The 17,591-nt window shown below is 70.1% G+C and carries 16 protein-coding genes; 6 read left to right on the top strand and 10 right to left on the bottom strand.

Annotated features, from left to right (window positions below; genetic code table 11):
* Nucleotides 1-104: 104 nt before the first annotated feature.
* From IEY33_RS18060 to IEY33_RS18050, 3 genes are read right to left on the bottom strand one after another with little or no spacing between them, the layout of a single operon-like run.
* Entirely contained in the window at nucleotides 105-551 is a 447-nt protein-coding gene (locus tag IEY33_RS18060; RefSeq protein ID WP_229671147.1) for a response regulator, read from the bottom strand.
* Nucleotides 552-567: 16 nt separating this feature from the next.
* Nucleotides 568-2,604: a PAS domain-containing sensor histidine kinase gene (locus IEY33_RS18055; protein WP_188964684.1), complete on the bottom strand. Its 2,037-nt coding sequence runs from the start codon at nucleotides 2,602-2,604 to the stop codon at nucleotides 568-570.
* Nucleotides 2,597-3,262, bottom strand: a complete 666-nt coding sequence (locus IEY33_RS18050) for a response regulator transcription factor (RefSeq protein WP_188964683.1) — start codon at nucleotides 3,260-3,262, stop codon at nucleotides 2,597-2,599. The genes IEY33_RS18055 and IEY33_RS18050 overlap by 8 nt, the downstream gene beginning before the upstream one ends.
* Nucleotides 3,263-3,617: 355 nt before the next feature.
* On the opposite strand from IEY33_RS18050, the gene IEY33_RS18045 reads away from it, so the two are divergent.
* Nucleotides 3,618-5,285 (top strand): ribonuclease J, encoded by a 1,668-nt coding sequence (locus tag IEY33_RS18045; RefSeq protein WP_188964682.1) that lies wholly within the window; start codon nucleotides 3,618-3,620, stop codon nucleotides 5,283-5,285.
* Between the two features lie 282 nt (nucleotides 5,286-5,567).
* On the opposite strand, the gene IEY33_RS18040 is transcribed toward IEY33_RS18045, so the two are convergent.
* From IEY33_RS18040 to IEY33_RS18025, 4 genes are read right to left on the bottom strand one after another with little or no spacing between them, the layout of a single operon-like run.
* On the bottom strand, nucleotides 5,568-7,043 hold the full coding sequence (locus IEY33_RS18040; RefSeq protein ID WP_188964694.1) for a dihydrolipoamide acetyltransferase family protein: 1,476 nt from the start codon (nucleotides 7,041-7,043) through the stop codon (nucleotides 5,568-5,570).
* 29 nt (nucleotides 7,044-7,072) lie between these two features.
* Nucleotides 7,073-7,300, bottom strand: coding sequence for a hypothetical protein (locus tag IEY33_RS18035; protein WP_188964681.1), 228 nt, complete (start codon nucleotides 7,298-7,300; stop codon nucleotides 7,073-7,075).
* 25 nt (nucleotides 7,301-7,325) lie between these two features.
* A complete protein-coding gene (locus IEY33_RS18030; RefSeq protein ID WP_188964680.1) occupies nucleotides 7,326-8,366 on the bottom strand; it encodes an alpha-ketoacid dehydrogenase subunit beta in 1,041 nt (346 codons plus the stop codon).
* Complete coding sequence (locus tag IEY33_RS18025) at nucleotides 8,363-9,475, bottom strand: thiamine pyrophosphate-dependent dehydrogenase E1 component subunit alpha (protein ID WP_188964679.1); 1,113 nt, start codon at nucleotides 9,473-9,475, stop codon at nucleotides 8,363-8,365. The genes IEY33_RS18030 and IEY33_RS18025 overlap by 4 nt, the downstream gene beginning before the upstream one ends.
* A 200-nt stretch (nucleotides 9,476-9,675) precedes the next feature.
* Here IEY33_RS18025 and mnmG point away from each other — a divergent pair, with 200 nt between their 5' ends.
* The 5 genes from mnmG to IEY33_RS18000 all read left to right on the top strand — a co-directional run bounded on the left by mnmG (nucleotide 9,676) and on the right by IEY33_RS18000 (nucleotide 14,290).
* The gene (mnmG, locus tag IEY33_RS18020) at nucleotides 9,676-11,490 is read left to right on the top strand and encodes a tRNA uridine-5-carboxymethylaminomethyl(34) synthesis enzyme MnmG (RefSeq protein WP_188964678.1); all 1,815 of its coding nucleotides are present in this window, start codon (nucleotides 9,676-9,678) and stop codon (nucleotides 11,488-11,490) included.
* Nucleotides 11,491-11,645: 155 nt separating this feature from the next.
* Nucleotides 11,646-11,966 (top strand): hypothetical protein, encoded by a 321-nt coding sequence (locus IEY33_RS18015; protein WP_188964677.1) that lies wholly within the window; start codon nucleotides 11,646-11,648, stop codon nucleotides 11,964-11,966.
* Nucleotides 11,963-12,685 (top strand): 16S rRNA (guanine(527)-N(7))-methyltransferase RsmG, encoded by a 723-nt coding sequence (rsmG, locus tag IEY33_RS18010; RefSeq protein ID WP_188964676.1) that lies wholly within the window; start codon nucleotides 11,963-11,965, stop codon nucleotides 12,683-12,685. Before IEY33_RS18015 ends, rsmG begins: the two co-directional genes overlap by 4 nt.
* A gap of 8 nt (nucleotides 12,686-12,693) precedes the next feature.
* Nucleotides 12,694-13,443 (top strand): ParA family protein, encoded by a 750-nt coding sequence (locus IEY33_RS18005; protein ID WP_188964675.1) that lies wholly within the window; start codon nucleotides 12,694-12,696, stop codon nucleotides 13,441-13,443.
* Nucleotides 13,427-14,290 (top strand): ParB/RepB/Spo0J family partition protein, encoded by an 864-nt coding sequence (locus IEY33_RS18000; protein WP_373288142.1) that lies wholly within the window; start codon nucleotides 13,427-13,429, stop codon nucleotides 14,288-14,290. Before IEY33_RS18005 ends, IEY33_RS18000 begins: the two co-directional genes overlap by 17 nt.
* Nucleotides 14,291-14,373: 83 nt before the next feature.
* On the opposite strand, the gene IEY33_RS17995 is transcribed toward IEY33_RS18000, so the two are convergent.
* The 3 genes from IEY33_RS17995 to IEY33_RS17985 all read right to left on the bottom strand — a co-directional run bounded on the left by IEY33_RS17995 (nucleotide 14,374) and on the right by IEY33_RS17985 (nucleotide 17,553).
* Nucleotides 14,374-15,837: a VanW family protein gene (locus IEY33_RS17995; RefSeq protein WP_188964674.1), complete on the bottom strand. Its 1,464-nt coding sequence runs from the start codon at nucleotides 15,835-15,837 to the stop codon at nucleotides 14,374-14,376.
* A 70-nt stretch (nucleotides 15,838-15,907) separates the two neighbouring features.
* Nucleotides 15,908-16,369 (bottom strand): hypothetical protein, encoded by a 462-nt coding sequence (locus IEY33_RS17990; protein WP_229671146.1) that lies wholly within the window; start codon nucleotides 16,367-16,369, stop codon nucleotides 15,908-15,910.
* A complete protein-coding gene (locus IEY33_RS17985; protein WP_188964673.1) occupies nucleotides 16,366-17,553 on the bottom strand; it encodes a DUF1501 domain-containing protein in 1,188 nt (395 codons plus the stop codon). The genes IEY33_RS17990 and IEY33_RS17985 overlap by 4 nt, the downstream gene beginning before the upstream one ends.
* Nucleotides 17,554-17,591 lie beyond the last annotated feature (38 nt).

Below are 17,591 nucleotides of genomic sequence, written 5' to 3'. Positions count from 1 at the left end.
TGTCGTTCAGCCGCAAGCAGGCCCATCTGGAGATGCTCGTGTGGCTCTTCATCCACCGCTACAACGCCTCATTACCATGACCCCACGACCACGCGGGTATGCGGTCAGCGGGGCGGGAGGCGCACGAAGCTCAGCCAGTACGTCTCGAAGGCCCGGATCGCCTGGTAGAAGTTCTCGAAGCCGACGGGCTTCACGATGTAGCTGCTCGCGTGGTTCTGGTACGAGCGCAGGATGTCCTCGTCCGCCTGGGACGTGGTGAGGATCACGACCGGAATGTGCCGCAGCAGCGGGTCGTGCTTCACCTCCTCCAGCACCTCCAGGCCACTCTTGCGCGGCATGTTGATGTCGAGCAGCACGACGTCCGGGGTGGGCGCGTCCTGAAAGGGCGGCTCGCGGCGCAGGAAGGCCATGGCCTCCACGCCGTCGCGGGTGACGTGCAGGTGATTGGCGATGCGGGCGTCCTGGAACGCCTCCTGGGTGAGGATCACGTCCGGCTCGTTGTCTTCGACGAGCAGGATCTCGATGGGGGTGGGGGCCGACATTGGGGTCATTCGGGAACTCCTGAATTCACGTGCTGGAAGGCTGAGGGGTGGTCTGGCCGGATGCCAGCGGCAGCCTCAGGTGCACCGTGGTGCCCACGCCGACGTCTGATTCTAGCCAGATTTCGCCGCCCATTCCCTGCACGATCTTGCGGCAGATGGCGAGGCCCAGGCCGGTGCCCTCGTACTCCTCGCGGCGGTGCAGGCGCTGGAACAGCCCGAACACCCGCTCGTGGAATTCCGGCGCGATGCCGATGCCGTTGTCGTGCACCTGCAGGTGCGTGAAGGCCGCGTCCTGCTCGTCCGGCCGGGCGCTGAGCGTCACGGCGGGCGGCGCGTCCGGGCGGCGGAACTTCAGGGCGTTCGACACGAGGTTGCTCATGAGCTGGTGCAGGTGCATGGTGTTGCCGCGCACGACCGGCAGGTCACTCCACGTGACGCTCGCGCCCTGCTCGTCCAGCAGCGCCTTCAGGCCCGCCGTGACGCCGTGCAGGACGCCGTCCAGCGCGACGGGCGACTCGGGCGCCTCGGCCCGCCCGATGCGCGAGAAGGACAGCAGGTCGTTGATGAGCTGCCGCATGCGCGTCACGGCGTCCTGCATGAAGTCCAGGTACTGGTCGGCGCGCGCGTCCAGCTGGCCCCGGTAACGGCGGCCGAGCAGCTCGGCGTAACTGCCGACCGTCCGCAGCGGTTCCTGCAGGTCGTGGCTCGACACGTACGCGAACTGCTCGAGTTCGCGGTTGCTGCGCTCCAGTTCCGCGATGGCCTGCTCCAGGGCCGCGCGGGCCTGCTGGGCGGCCGTCACGTCCTGGAAGATCAGGACGACGCCGCCCGGCTGGTCCTCACTGGCGGGCAGGGGCGTCACCACATACTCGACCGGGACGGGCGTGCCGTCCTTGCGCCAGAACACCTCGCCCTCCACGCGCCGCGCGCCGCTGCCGTCCAGGCCGTTCAGCATGCGCGACACCGGGCAGTCCTCCTCCGGGTACGGGGTGCCGTCCGCGTGCCTCGCGTGGATCAGCGCGTGCATGTCCTGCCCCTGCAGTTCCTCGACGGTGTACCCGAGCATGCTGGCAGCCGCGGGGTTCGTGAAGCGCGCGCGGCCCTGCGGGTCCAGCCCGAAGATGCCTTCGCCCGCACTGCCGAGCAGCAGCGAGTTGAAGCGCGCGAGGTCGCTGTACGCGCGGCTGCGTTCCATCACCTGCGTTTCCAGGTCGGCGTTGATGGCCTTCAGGGCCGCTTCGGCCGTGCGGAGCGCGGTGATGTCGGTGTGCAGGCCCACCCATTCCAGCAGTTCGCCGTCCGCGTCCAGCAGCGGCACGGCCCGCACGCTGAAGGTGCGGTACTCGCCGCCCGGCGTGCGGACGCGGTGCTCCGTGTCGAAACGGGTGCGGGTGGAGACGGCCTCCTGCCAGCGCAAGACGGTGGGCGCGCGGTCGTCCGGGTGCACGGCGTCCGACCAGCCGTACCCCTGGTATTCCTCGCGCGTCTGCCCGGTCAGGCTGGCCCAGTCCGGCTGTTCGTCGGTCATGAAGCCTTCCGGACTGTTCGTCCAGACGTACTGCGATGTGGCGATCACGAGCGCCCGGTAGCGCTGCTCGCTGCGCTCGAAGTCCAGCTGCATGGCGTAACTGTCCGTCACGTCCTCGAACACCGAGTACACGAGGTGCGGGCGCGTGCCGGGCGGCGGGTCGTCCCCTTCCGTGAACTGCGGGATGGCCGTGACCTTCAGCCAGCGGCGCTCGCCGGAGAGGGCGCGCAGGCTGACGGTGGCGCGGCTCACCTGACCGCTGCGGATGGCACGCATGGCGGGCTGGTCCTGCGGCGCGAGCGGCTGACCGCGCTCGTTCAGGATCTCCCAGCGGTGATCGCGGCTGTTCAGGCCGCTCAGCTCGTCGCCGGTGACGCCCAGGATGCTGCGTCCCGCCCGGTTCGCTTCGAGCAGTCGCCCGTCGGCGTCCTGCACGATGACGCCCATCGGGAGGTGATGGATGAGCCACCCGGCCCCGCCGAGCATCAGGGCTGCCCGCTCGTCACCCGGCGTGCCGTCCGGGGATTCAGCCACGCAGTGCGTAGCCGACGCCGCGCACGGTTCTCAGCAGGCCGTAGCCTTCCATGTCGCGCAGCTTGGCGCGCAGGTTCGCCATGTGGACGTCCACCACGTTGCTGCCTTCCGGCAGGCGGCCCTGCCAGATCTCCTGCCCGATCTCCTGACGCGAGTACACGCGGCCCGGCTGGCGGATCAGCAGCGCCAGGATCTCGAACTCCTTCGGGGAGAGGCGCAGTTCGTCTTCCTTGTAGCGCGCGAGGCGCTTCTGCGGGTCGAGTTCCAGGTCGCCGAGCGTGAGGGCCTCGCTGCCCCGCTGCCGCAGCTGCACCTTGACGCGCGCCAGCAGTTCCTCCGGGTGGAAGGGCTTGATGATGTAGTCGTCGGCACCCAGGCCGAGCAGGCGGACCTTTTCGTCCACGGTGTCGCGCGCGGTGAGGACCACGATCGGCACGCTGCTGTTCTTGCGCAGGCGCTGTACCACGTCCCCGCCGTCGAAGTCGGGCAGGCCGAGGTCGAGGAGGATCAGGTCGGGGCTCTGTTCGCGGGCGCGGATGAGGCCCGTCATGGCGGCGTCGGCATGATGAACTTCGAAGCCCGCGTCCTCCAGGTCCATCCGCAGGACATTGGCAATATCGAGGTCGTCCTCGATCACGAGAATGCGTTGCTTGGTCACAGTCTCATCTTAGCGCGTCCGTCCGTCCGGAACGACCCGCACGGCCCGCACACGGCGCCGCCCGCCTGCGGAACCCGAAAGATATGTGGGTATCATGAACACCGAACCCGCAAAGATGAATTTCGAATGAAAAACGGTCATGTGGCCTTCACAACCCGCACCAAGGCACTCGCCCCCGCACGCACACCGTGCCCCCGTGACGGACGGCACAGGGCCGCGTGATAGTCTGCAGTGACTGCGTTCTTCTGCCCCCACGCCCCCGCCTGGGCCGGCAGACTGACGCCACAACATCACGAATCACGCACGAACGGATTGACGTGCTGGCCGCACGATTACGCGGCAGGGAGAACACTACATGAGCAAGGACAACAACCAGAACGCGCCCGGCAAGGGACACCTCGAGGTCATCCCGCTGGGCGGCATGGGCGAGATCGGCAAGAACATGTTCGCCTTCCGTTTCGGCGACGAGATCATGGTCGTCGACGGCGGCCTCGCCTTCCCCGACTCCCTGCAGCCCGGCGTGGACCTCATCGTGCCCCGCATCGACTACCTGCAGCAGAACGCCGCCCTCATCAAGGGCTGGGTCCTCACGCACGGCCACGAAGACCACATCGGCGGCCTGCCGTACATCATGCCGCGCCTCCCGCGCGTGCCCGTGTACGGCGCGTCCCTCACGCTCGGCCTCGTGCGCGAGAAACTCAACGAGTACGGCGTCAAGGAAGTCGACACCGACCTGCGCGTCATCAAGGCCGGCGAGACCGTCCGCATCGGCGAGCACTTCGTGGTCGAGTTCTTCCGCATGACGCACAGCATCCCCGACAACCTCGGGTACATCCTGCACACCCCCGTCGGCCGCGTCATCCACACCGGCGACTTCAAACTCGACGCGCACCCCACCGACGGCCAGCCCAGCGACCTCGAACGCATCGAGAAGGCCGGTGACGCGGGCGTCCTGCTGCTCATCTCCGACAGCACCAACGCCGAACGCCAGGGCACCACCACCAGCGAAGCCGAAGTCGCGCAGAACCTCGACGCGCTCATCGGCAGCTGCCGCGGCCGCGTGTTCGTCAGCACCTTCGCGTCACAGGTGCACCGTCTGCAGAACATCATCAAGATCGCCGAGAAGCACGGCCGCCGCGTCGTCATCGAAGGCCGCAGCATGGTCAAGTACAGCCAGATCGCCGAAGCGCTCGGCTACATGGAGTTCGCCAACCCCCTCCTGACCAGCGACGAGGTCGGCGAACTGCAGGACTCCCAGATCCTCTTCCTGTGCACCGGCAGCCAGGGCCAGCCGATGAGCGTCCTGTGGCGCCTCGCGCTCGGCATGCACGCCAAGATCGCCCTGAAACGCGGCGACAGCGTCATCCTGAGCAGCAACCCCATCCCCGGCAACGAGGAACCCGTCAACCTGATCATCAACAAGCTCTACGAGATCGGCACGGACGTCTTCTACCCCCCGAACTACAAGATCCACGCCTCCGGGCACGGCAGCCAGGAAGAACTCCTGACGGTCCTGCGCCTCGCGCGGCCCAAGTACTTCCTGCCGTGGCACGGCGAGCCCCGCCACCAGATCAACCACGCCCGCATCGCGCAGACCGTCCCGCAACCCCCGCGCCGCACGCTCGTCGCCAAGAACGGCGACGTGGTCCGCCTCAGCGAGGACGAATTCAAGGTGACGGGCACCGTGCCCGCCGGCGCGCTGTACGTGGACGGCCTCGGTGTCGGCGACGTGGGCGACGACGTCATGCTCGAACGCATCGGCATGAGCCAGGAAGGTGTGCTGGTCGTCACGGCCCTGCTCGCGCCCACCCCGCACGTCGACATCGTGTCGCGCGGCTTCGTGAAATCCAACCGCGAACTCGACCACCAGATCCGCAAGGTCGCCCTGGAGGCCATCGAGTCCGGCCTGCGCGAGAAGAAGCGCACCGAGGACCTCCGCGACGACATGTACGGCGCCGTCCGCCGCTTCGTCCGCAAGGCCACCGGCCGTAACCCCGTCCTGATCCCCCTGCTGGTGGACTGAACACCGCAGAAGCAGAACGAGAGCGCGGCCCGGACTTGAAGTGTCCGGGCCGCGCTCCTGTTGTTCTGCCGCGTCTCCCCTCCCCCTTCCTCCTGCTCCTTCCAGCTTCCAGCCGGGGCAAGCGTGGCTCCGTCACTCATTGACCGGAAGCCGGGTCATCGGTTTTGATCCGATTCCAGGGATGCCGGAAAGAGCACCGACATCCCTTCCATATCCTCCAAACCGTACTTGTTGGTGCTCGCTTCGCTCGGCTGAACTCCAAAAGTTCAGCTCAAAACCGTATCAGGTGCTGGCCATCAGCAGTTCCGGGTTCTCCAGCAGGCGGATCACCTCCTTGCAGAAGCGGGCAGCTTCCGCGCCGTCCACGAGGCGGTGGTCGAAGCTGAGCGACAGGTACATCATGTCGGCCGCGACGATGCTGCCGTCCGGCGCGACGATGGGGCGACGCACGACGCTGTGCACGCCGAGGATCGCGGCGTCCGGCACGTTGATGATCGGGAAGCTGAACAGCGCCCCGATGCTGCCGATGTTGGTGACGCTGAAACTGCTGCCGGTCAGGTCGTCGGGCGTGAGGGTCTTCGCGCGGGCCTTTCCGGCCAGCGTGGTGACGGCGTCACCGAGGTCCAGCAGGCTGCGCCGGTCCGCGTCGCGGATGACGGGCACGGTCAGGCCGTCGTCGGTGGTGACGGCCATCCCGAGGTGGTAGTAGTCCTTCTGGACGATCTCGCCGCGTTCCTCGTCGAGGGAGGTGTTGAGGCTCGGGTACTTCCGGAGGGCCGCGACGACCGCCTTGAAGATGAACGGCAGGTAGCTGAGCTTGCGGCCTTCCGGGGCGAGCGCGGCGTTCAGGCGGGCGCGCGTCTCGACGAGGGCCGTGAGGTTCGCCTCGTCCACCGTGAGGGTGCGGACGGTATAGAGGTGGCTGGCCTGCATCTGCGTGCTGATGGCGCGGCGCATGCCGCGCAGCGGGACGCGGCGTTCCAGCGCCTCGTAGCCTTTCGGGGTGCGGTACGTGACGGGCGGGATGCCCAGCCCGGCCGGTTTCGCGTTCTGGGTGGCGGGCGCCGGGGCTGTGGGGGTCTGGACTGTAGGGGTCTGGGCAGCGGGGGCCGGGTCCTTGGGGGTCTGGGCGGGCTCGGCGCTGCGCTGCGCGTGCCGGTGCACGTCCAGCGGGCGGATGCGGCCGTTCGGGCCGCTGCCCTGCACCTGCGTCAGTTCCACGCCCAGTTCGCGCGCCAGCTGCCGCGCGGCCGGGACGGCCAGCACGCGTCCGGCGTCGGCCCGTACCCCGGTCGCCGCACCCGCCGGTGCGGTGTCGGTGGGCACAGTGTCGGCGGGGCGGGCCGCGTTCCGCAGGCCTGCCAGCGCCGTGAGCGGCAGGGTGTCGCCGCCCTCCACGACCTTGAAGAGGCTGGTGTCCTGCTCCTCGCCGTCCGGAGCGGCGTCCTGTACGGCGCTCGCCACCGGAGTCTGCACGGGGGCCTGCACGGCATCTCCTCCGCCCGCTCCGGTGGCCGCGCCGGGCTCGGAGATCAGCGCGATGGGCGCGTGGACCGCCACCACCTCGCCCTCCTTCGCGAGCTGCTTTTCCAGCACGCCCGCGTAGGGACTCGGCAGTTCCACCGTGACCTTGTCGGTCATGACTTCACAGATCGGTTGTTCCAGCGCGACGGTCTCGCCCTCCTGAATCAGCCACTTCAGGATCTCGCCCTCGATCACGCTCTCGGCCAGTTCAGGCAACAGCAGTTGTTTCGACATCATGCTCCTTTCCACATCCCGGCACGCGCCTACCGAAGCAGGAACGCGCGCACCAGGCCGTACACGAACAGCAGCGCACCGAGCGCCTGAATCCACCGCTCACCGCGCGCGTACACGAAGGCCGTCACGCCCAGCGCCGCGAACACCGACCCGATCAGCACCTCGTTCCACGGGCTGTGCAGCCGGCCCGCCAGTCCGTACAGCCCGAACCCCACGATCAGCCCGATCATGCCGAGCGCCTGCCGGGACAGGTTCATGCCCTTCCCCCTGTGCGGGCACGCATCAGTACTGCAGCGCCTTCACGCACGCGTTCAGGATGCGGGCCGGTCCCGGCAGGTACACGCGGTCCTGCGCGTACGGGTACGGCGTGTCGAAGCCTGCCACCTGCATCACCGGCGCGAGCAGGCTCCCGAAGGCCTCCTCCCCGATGCGGGACGCGACCTCGCCCATGAAGTTCCCGATGCGCGGCGCCTCGCTCACCAGCACGGCCCTGCCGGTCTTCTCGACGGACGCCAGCACCGCTTCGCGGTCCCAGGGCACCAGGGTCCGCAGGTCCAGCACCTCCACGCTCACGCCTTCCGCCGCGAGCGCGTCGGCGGCCTTCTCGGCGTCCGGCATCACGCCGCCGTACCCGACGATGGTCAGGTCCGTGCCGGTGCGGCGCACGGCGGCCCGCCCGAACTCCACCGTGAAGTCCGCGGTGGGCACCTCGCCCTTCGCGGCGCGGTACAGGCGTTTCGGTTCGAAGAACATGACCGGGTCCTCGCCCCGGATGGCGGTGCGCAGCAGGCCCATCGCGTCGTACGGGGTGCTGGGCATCACGACCTTCAGGCCCGGCGTGTGACAGTAGTACGCTTCGGGGCTCTGGCTGTGGTGGTGCCCGCCCTTCACGCCGCCGCCGGACGGGGTGCGGACCACCATCGGGCAGCTGAACTGCCCGCCGGAACGGTACCGGAGTTTCGCGGCCTGACTGGTGAGCTGGTCGAAGCCCGGCCCGATGTAGTCCGCGAACTGAATTTCCGCGACGGGCCGCAGGCCGCGCACCGCCATGCCCACGGCTGCCCCGACGATGGCGGCTTCCGCGAGCGGCGTGTCGAACACGCGCCGCACCCCGAACTCCGCCTGCAGTCCGGCCGTCGCGAGGAACACGCCGCCGCGCGCGCCGACGTCCTCGCCGAACACGACCACGCGGTCGTCGCGGCGCAGCTCGCCGCGCAGCGCCTCCGTGACCGCCTGGATCAGCGTCAGCGTGACCGTCTCGGGCGCTGTAGGGGCCGTGTCCTGCGGGGTGTCCTGTCTGCCTGTGCTGCTGGTGGCGGTCATTTCGTTCCTCCGCTGCCGTACTCCTGCCTCAGGTCCTCGTACGCGTGGCGCAGGTGCGAGGGCGTGTCGGCGTACACGTCTTCCAGCATGGTGCGCCAGTCCGGCTGGCCGCTCGCCTCGGCGCGCGCGACGGCGTCCTCCACGTCGCGGTGGATGCGCGCCACGACCTGCGCGCGGTCCTGCGCGCCGATCTCCTGCCCCTGCCGCGCCATGAAGCGCTCCAGGCGCTCGATCGGGTCGCGGGACGTCCAGGCGTTCACCTCGTCGCGCGTCCGGTACGACTTCTCGGCGTCCGCGTCGGCGTTGCTGTGCGACCCGACCCGGTACGTGAGGCATTCGAGCAGCACCGGGCCGCTGCCCGCCCGGATGCCGTCTGCGAGGGTGCGTACGGCGCGCTGCACGGCGAGCACGTCGTTGCCGTCCACGAAGTAGCCGGGCATGCCGTACGCGCGGGCCTTGATGTGGATACTCTCGGCGCGCGTCTGCCGGGTGACGGGCGTACTGATCGCCCACTGGTTGTTCTCGCAGATGAACAGGCAGGGGGCGCCCTGCACGGCCGCCATGTTGAGCGCGGCGTGCCAGTCGCCCTCGCTGGTCGCGCCGTCCCCGAAGGTGACGACCGTGACCTCGTCCAGGCCCAGGTACGCCTGCGCCATCGCCATGCCGACGGCGGGCGGCAGCTGCGACGCGATGCTGGACGACCCGCTCACGAAGCGGCAGCGGGCGGACCCGGCGTGGTGCGGCATCTGGCGGCCCTTGTTCAGGTCGCTGTTCGAGCCGAGCATCTGCGACACGATCTCGTGCAGCGTCATGCCGAGCCCCAGCGCGACGCCCTGATCGCGGTAGTAGCCCCACACCCAGTCGTGTCCGGGCCGCAGGCCGGTCGCGATGCCGACCTGCGTGGCTTCCATGCCGCTCGCCTGCGCATAGAAGGTGGTGCGGCCCTGCCGGAGCAGCGTCACGAGTTTGCGGTCGAATTCACGGACGAGCGTCATCTGTTCCCAGAGGGCGCGCAGTTCGGCGGGCGTGTGGGTCACGGTCTCGCCCGGCTGCAGCTGACCGTCCTCGCTGACGATCTGGTCCGGCATGAGTGGAAAGGCTTCGAGCATCTGATCTCCTGCCCCGTGCGCGTCCCGACGGTTCGGGTGCCCTCACGGGTTGAATGGTGAAGCGCACGGTCGAGTTTGACACGGCATTGTACCGCCGCCCGTCCCGCGCGTTCCTGCCGAGGGTCGCCGCTCCGCCCATTCTGACCCGGATGGGTGCGGAAGTACCGGAAGGCGGCGCGGCTCTCGGGTAGCATGGCCGGGTGAAAGAGTTCGGACGGCAGTGGAATGTACTCGTGATCGGCGGCGGGCACGCCGGCATCGAGGCGGCGTGGGCGGCCGCCAGATTCGCCCCGGTGGCCCTGATGGTCAGCAACCCCGCCACCATCGGCCGCATGCCGTGCAACCCGGCGGTCGGCGGTCCCGGCAAGAGCCAGCTGGTGGCGGAGGTGACGGCGCTCGGCGGGCTGATGGGCCGCGTGGCGGACGAGACGGCCATCCACACCCGCATGCTGAACACCAGCAAGGGACCGGCCGTGCACTCGCTCCGCATCCAGAACGAGCGCGACCAGTACGCCGAGCGCGCGCAGGAGCACGTACTGGCGCACCCGAACATCGTGATCCTGCGCGCCGAGGCCGCCGACCTCAGCCTGGACGGGGAAGGCTGGCAGGTCACGTCCACCGACGGGCGCGTCTTCCGGGCGCGCAGCGTCGTGATCGCCGCCGGGACCTTCCTGCGGGCGCAGACGTGGTACGGCCGCCACACCCGCGCCGAGGGACGGCAGGGCGAACCGCCGTCCCTGCGCCTGTCGGATCCCCTGTCGCGCGGCGGGCACCGCCTCAAGCGCTACAAGACCGGCACGCCGCCCCGCATCCGCGCGGACTCGGTGGATTTCGCGTCGCTGCAGGAGATCCCGGCCGACCCGGTCCCGCACAGCTTCACGGGGACGCCCGGCCCGGACGCGGCCCGCTCGCCGACGTGGCAGACGCACACCACGCCGGACACGCACCGGCTGATTCAGGAGAACCTGCACGAGTCCCCGATGTACGCGGGCGACATCGAGGGCCTCGGGCCGCGCTACTGCCCGAGCATCGAGGACAAGGTCGTGCGGTTCGCGCACCACGACCGGCATCTGCTGTTCGTGGAGCCGGACGGCGTCCAGACGAGCGAGGTGTACCTGCAGGGCTTCAGCTCGTCGCTGCCGCCGCACCTGCAGGACCGGCTGGTCCGGAGCCTGCCGGGCTTCGAGGCGTCCGTGATCCAGCGGTACGCGTACGCCGTGGAGTACGACGTGGTGGACAGCATGGAACTGACCCTGAACCTGGAGTCGCGGTTCCTGCCGGGCGTCTTCACGGCCGGGCAGCTGAACGGCACGTCCGGTTACGAGGAGGCGGCCGCGCAGGGCCTCGTGGCGGGCACGGCGGCCGCGCGGCGCGGGCTGGGCCTGGACGTGCCGGTGTTCGAGCGGGCGGGCGGGTACATCGGCGTGATGCTGGACGATCTGGTCTTCAAGGGCAGCGACGAGCCGTACCGCATGATGACGAGCCGGGTGGAGCACCGCCTGATCGCCCGGCAGGACAACGCGGACCTGCGGATGCTGCCGCTGGGCCGCGAACTGGGCCTGCTGACCCCGGAGGACGAGCGGCGGGTGCGCGGCAAGTACGAGCGGATCGAGGCGGCCCGGCAGGCACTCGCGGGGCAGCGCGTGAACGGCACGCCCGGCGACGGCTGGCTGCGCCGACCGGAGTTCGCGCTGACGGACCTGGAGGCGATGGGGTTCACGCTGCCGACCCTGACCCGGCAGGAGCGCGAGTCGCTGGAGATCGGCGTGAAGTACGCCGGGTACATCGAACGGGCCGAGCGGCAGGTGGCGGGCGAGGCGCGCGCCCGTGAGACGCGGCTGGACGGCCTGGATTTTGCGGCGGTCCCGGCCCTGTCGAGCGAGGCGCGAGAGAAGCTGACGCGGCTGCGGCCCGGCACGCTGGAGCAGGCCTCGCGGATTTCCGGGGTACGTCACGGCGACCTGACGGCGCTGCTGGTCCATCTGAGGGGCCGCAATGTTTCACGGGAAACCTGACGGTGAAACAACACTCGGCGTGAAACACGGGCGGGCGGATCTGCGGATTCGCCCGCCTCGCTGTCCGGCCCCGCGTGCACTGCCGACGGTCGCAGCCGCTTGACACCCCCGGATGTTTCACGGGAAACTTGACGGTGAAACAAGGAGGTTTCACCTTGAGCACCTTCGACCAGGGCCTGCTGCTCGGCGTCCTCATCGGCGAGGGGCACTTCGGCGGGGACGGCAAGCAGCCGCACGTCACCGTCCGCATGCACACCCGCCATGCCCGCCTCTTCGACACCCTGCTGCGCCTGTGCCCCGGCTCGCGCCTGTACGGCCCCTACCACCACGGCGGACGGCACTACTACCAGTGGATGGTGCGCGGCGAGCCGCTGCGTGCCACACTGATCCCCATGCTGGACGCCCTGGACCTGGAAACACTGGACGATCACGTCCACGAACGCTACACCGAGATGAAAACGAGGTACGGCCTGTGACCCCCGAGGGACGCGAACTGCTGCGTCAGGCGGCCCAGGACCTCAGCGTGGACCTCGGGGAACGGCTGGAGCTGTTCTCGCGCTTTCACGACCTGTTCCGTGAGGCGAGCCAGCGCACCAACCTGACGGCCATCACCGACGAACGCGACATCATCCTCAAGCACTACGTCGATTCGCTCAGCTGCCTGCTGAGCGGCGAACTGGACGGCCCGCACACGGTCCTCGACCTGGGGACGGGCGCGGGCTTCCCCGGCATGCCGCTCGCCATGGCGCGGCCCGACCTGCAGTTCACGCTGCTGGACGCCACCCGCAAGAAGATCGCCTTCGTCACGCAGGCCATCGGGGAGGTGCCCGTCCCGAACGCCCGCGCCGTCGCGGGCCGTGCCGAGGCGCTGGGCCGCGACCCCGAGACGCGCGCCAGCTTCGACCGCGTCGTGACGCGCGCCGTGAGCGCCCTCCCCGTGTTGACCGAACTCTGCCTGCCGCTGCTGCGCGTGGGCGGAGTCCTGATCGCCCAGAAGGGACCGCTGCGCGACGAGGAACTCGAGGCGGGCATGCGGGCGGCCGGCGTGGTGGGCGGCGAACTGCTGCGCGCCGTGCCGTTCACGCTGCCGGTGCTGGGCGACCCTCGCACCCTGGTCCTGATCCGCAAGACACGGCCCACCCCCAACCGCTTCCCGAGGCTGGACGGCGTGCCCGCCAAAACTCCGCTATTCTGACACCCAGCATGAAGATCCTGGGCATCGTCAATCAGAAGGGGGGGGTGGGCAAGACCACCACCGCCATCAACCTGAGCGCCTACCTCGCCGCAGGTGGACGGCGGGTGCTGCTGGTCGACATGGACGCCCAGGGGAACGCCAGCAGCGGCCTCGGGCAGCGCGGCGTGCAGCAGGGCCTGTACCAGGCGCTCCTCGACCCGGCCAGCGCCGCCAGCTTCGTGGTCGAGACGGGCACGCCCGGCCTGTCGCTGCTGCCCGCCACGCCGGACCTCGCGGGCGCGGGCGTGGAACTCGCGGACGACACCGGCGCGCTGCGCGCCGTGCTGGACGCCCTGCCCGGCTACGACCTCGTGGTGATCGACGCGCCGCCCAGCCTCGGGCCGCTCACCATCAACGTGCTCGCCGCCGCCGACGCCCTCATCATCCCGCTGCAGGCCGAATACTACGCGCTGGAGGGCCTCGCGGGCCTCACGGACACCGTCGAACGCGTCCGGCAGGCCCTCAACCCCGGCCTGCGCATCCTGGGCGTGGCGCTCACCATGTTCGACGGGCGCACCAACCTCGCGCAGGAAGTCGAGCAGAACGTCCGCGGGCACTTCGGTGAACTGGTGTTCTGGAGCGTCATCCCCCGCAACGTCCGCCTGTCCGAAGCGCCCAGTTACGCCAAACCCATCGGGGCCTTCGCGCCCATGTCGGCCGGAGCCGCCGCGTACAAACGGCTCTCCGAGGAGGTGATGCAGCGTGTCGAAAAAATCTGAAGGCAGCAAACCCCGCGCCGGACTGGGCCGCGGCCTGGACGCCCTGCTGTCCCGCCCCGCCGCCAACCTCTCCCGCCCCGCCAGCCAGACGCTCGGCATCGACCGTATCGTGCAGGCCGGGTACCAGCCGCGTCAGGTGTTCGCGCCCGAAGCGCTCGCCGAACTCGCGCAGAGCATCCGCGACAAGGGCGTGCTGCAGCCGCTGCTGGTGCGCCCGCGCGGCGACAGCTTCGAGATCGTGGCGGGCGAGCGCCGATGGCGGGCCGCCGGACTCGCGGGCCTCACGGAACTGCCGGTCATCATCCGTGACCTGTCGGACCGCGAGGCGCTGGAGATCGCCATCGTCGAGAACCTGCAGCGCGAGGACCTCGGCCCGCTCGAAGAGGCCCGCGCGTACCAGACCCTGATGGACCAGGGCCTCAATCAGGAAGCGGTCGCGCAGGCCGTCGGGAAGGGCCGCAGCACCGTCACGAACGCCCTGCGCCTCCTGCAGCTCCCGGACGCCGCGCTGCGCGCCCTGGAAGCCGGGGACATCAGCGCCGGGCACGCCCGAGCCGTCCTCGCGCTCCCCGAAACGGACCGCGCGTGGGCGCTCGACCAGATCCTCAGCCGCAAACTCAGCGTCCGTGAGGCCGAAGCGCTGAAACGCGAACCGCGCGTCCCCGCCCCCATCAGGGTCAACCCGCCGCGCGCGTACCGCGACATCGAGCTGAACCTCAGCCGCACGGTCGGCACCAGGGTCCGCATCCAGGGTGAAGACAGCGGCCGCATCGAGCTGAACTTCGGATCCCGCGAGGAACTCGACCGGCTGGTCGCGCTGCTCGCCGCAGAACGCCAGATGGAATGAACCCGGACTGAGCCGGAACGCGCAGGCGGGCGCATTCACCCTGGAGGGAATGCGCCCGCCCTGCTGCCACGGTGCGGCGCCGTTTACTTGCGGGTGCCGACCATGTAGATGTTCGGCCAGGGGACGTAGGTGCTGTTCATGGTGTCGGTCCTGAAGACCTTGCCGTCCCGCAGGAAGCTGCGCGTCACGCGGATCTGCGCGCCGGGCGCGGCCCAGTCCACCTGACGGCGCTGTCCGGCCGGCAGGGTCGGGTCGGGGATGAGGCGGTCGGCGGGGGAGGGCGTGGTGCTGAGCGTGACGGGCCGCGCGACACTCACGGTGTAGTCGCGCGGCGCGCCGAACACGTTGACGGTGAGGCGGGCGTGCGCGTCGTCCCAGTCGGTCTGGAACCACAGGGCGCCGCCCGTGTCGTTGGCGAAGCGCAGGTCCTGGCTCGGCTGGTAGATGGTGGCGTCCATGCCCTGCGGGTCGTAGTAGTGCACCTGGTACGAGTGGTTGCGGCGCTCCACGATGGGCAGTCCGGCGCCGTACAGGGCGCGGAACACGGTGCTGCTCACCTGGCAGATGCCGCCGCCCACGCCGGTCGCGGTGCGGTCCCCGGCGATCACGAGGCCCGGCACGAAGCCCGTCTTCTCGCTGATGTCGCCCAGGAAGGTGTTGAAGGAGAAGGTCCTGCCTTCGAACATGCGGTCCTTGAAGCGGCTCGCGCCGACGTGGATGTTCGTGATGCGCGCGCGGCTGGAGCCGTAATAGTTCGTCTGTCCGGTCGCGAGGAAGGTCGTGACGCCCTTCGAGACGAAAAAGTTCAGGGTGCGGGCGGGCGCCTGGGTGCTGAACGTGAGGGCGACGGTGCGCGTGGCAGGGTTCTTGAGGGCGGCGAGCAGGGTGGCGCGTGACCTGTCGAGGTCCACCGTCACGCCGTCCCGCTGCACCAGCGTCCAGCCGCTCGGGTACGCCTCGAAGCGCGCGTCCTGCGGGGCGCTGCCGACCTTGCGGGCGAAGGCGCGCAGGTCGGCCTCCAGGCTGGTCGTGACGACCCCGCCGCGCCGCAGGACGGCGACGCGCTCGCCGGGAATCACGAGGGTCTGGCGGGCGCTGCCGGTCACGGGCCTGCCGTCCTGCAGGAGTTTGAGGGGCGCGTCCAGCACGAGCGTCAGGTCCGGGGTGGGCACGGGGACCGTCACGCCGGGCGTGGGCGCGGCGGGCGCGGGGACCGGCTGGGCGGGCACGGTGACGCCCGGGGTGGGGGTGGCCGGGGCGGGAAGCGGGGCGGGGGCCGGGTCGGGCGTGGGGAGCGGGAGGGGCGCTGGCGTCACGGGCGCGTCCGGCGTCGGCGTCGGCGTCGGGGCGGGCTGCGGTTCCGGCAGGGGCGGCACGTCCACCGGCACGACCGGGACGGCAGGATCGGCAGGCACAGTGGGATCGGCGGGCACCGCAGGGTCGGCGGGCGCAGCGGGCGGCAGGGGTTGCGGGTCAGGCGTGGTGGACTGGGCGAGCGCCCCGGCCAGCAGGGCCGAGACGAGCAACGCGAGGACTGGGCGCTTCATGCCCCGAGTATTCCACACCGTTTCAGCCGGATTCCGTCCCGTGCACGGTCACCGCGCCGACCCGTCCGGCTCACCTGCCTTTCGGCGCGCCCTGACCTTTCGGGGGGGCGTACTGGGCCGCGCCGCCCGCCGCGTCGTACTCGGCCTGCACTTCTGCCAGCGGGCGGTCCGGGTGGCTGGCGGGATCGCCCGGCAGGGTGCGGGCGAAGATCTCGACGGCGTCCGGGTAGCCGTCGCCGTCCGCGTCGCCGTTCGCCTGCAGCACCGCGGACAGCACCTGCGAGAAGTTCGCCCTGGGGTTGCTGGCGAAGCCCTTCTGCAGCGCCTGACCGAAGGGGTTCCACGGCGCGCCGCCGCCCTTGCCGACGTGGCAGAAGGTGCAGCTCATGACCTTGCCGGAGTACTGCCAGAGCGGGTCGAGCTTGTCGTAGTGCAGCTGCACGATGGCTGCCGCGCGGAACTGCGGCATGGCGAGCGTGCCGCCCAGCGTGCCGAGCGCGGCGGCCGCCAGCAGCGGCAGGATGCGCCTCACGAGGCGAGCCAGCCGGGGCCGCGGAAGTCGCCGCCCAGGATCCGGCGCGCGTCGAGGTTCAGCCAGCCGTTGAGCGCCTCGGCGTACACGCCCCGGAAGTCCTGCCTGTAGATCACGTCGCCCTGGTTCAGGTGCTCCAGGTCGGGGCTGTCGCCGTGCACGCCGCCCTTCACGCCGCGCCCGAGCGCGAACATCACGCTGCCCTCGCCGTGGTCGGTGCCCGCGCTGTCGTTCTCGGCGACGCGCCGCCCGAACTCGCTGAAGCCCATCACGACCACGTTGTCCGCGAGGCCCTGCGCTTCCAAGTCGGCGTAGAAGGCCTTGAGGCCCTCGGCGAGTTCGGTGAGCAGGCGGTCCTGGTCGGCGCGCTGCCCGGCGTGCGTGTCGAAGCTGCCGAGCGACGTGTACAGCACCCGCTGCCCGGTGCCGGACGCGATGAGGCGCGCGATGTCCTTCATCTGGCCCGCGAACTTGCTGTCGGGGTACGTGGTGCCCGCGCGGTACCTGCCGATGTTGGCCTGCACGGTCGCGGTGTGTTTCAGCATGGCGCGCGTCGCCTGCTGCAGGTACGCGGCCTCGCCGTCACGGGGCGTGCCGAGCATCGCGTCGAAGGCGTCCTGCACGCCCGCCGGGAGCTTCAGCTGGAAGTTGTCGACGCTGTCGATGGTGGGCAGTGCGTACTGCTGCGCGACGAGCGCGAGGGGCGTGGACGTGCCGATGTTGCTGGCGCAGAACGGGTCGCCGATCTGTTCGGAGATGCGGCCGATCCAGCCTTCGCTGCTCGCCTGGGAGGGGTCGGCCGTGTGCCAGATCGCCATGCTGGCGAAGTGACTGCGGTTGGGGTTGGGGTAGCCGACGTTCTCCATCCACGCGAGCTGCCCGGCGTCCCACAGGCCCATCAGGGGTTTGAGGGCCGGGTGCATGCCGAGGTCGCGGTTGAGGGTCAGCACGTCGCTTTTCGGGATGGCGATGTTGGGGCGCGCGGCGTAGTACGCGCCGTTGCTGTACGGCACCAGGGTGTTCAGGCCGTCGTTGCCGCCGGTGAGCTGCACCACGACGAGCGTCTTGCCGCCGCTGGCCTGCGCGGCCGCTCGGGCCAGGAAGCCCGGCATGCCGGAGATGGTGTACGCGGCCACGGCGGAGATCTTGAGGAAGTCGCGGCGGTTCAGGTCGAGGTCGGACATGCGGTTCTCCTTGGGAGGGGGGTCGGTCACGGGGCCGT

The organism is Deinococcus aquiradiocola, assembly GCF_014646915.1.
Classification (GTDB): domain Bacteria; phylum Deinococcota; class Deinococci; order Deinococcales; family Deinococcaceae; genus Deinococcus; species Deinococcus aquiradiocola.
The sequence above is the reverse complement of the archived record's forward strand: the minus strand, read 5'-3'. Positions and strand labels throughout refer to the sequence as shown.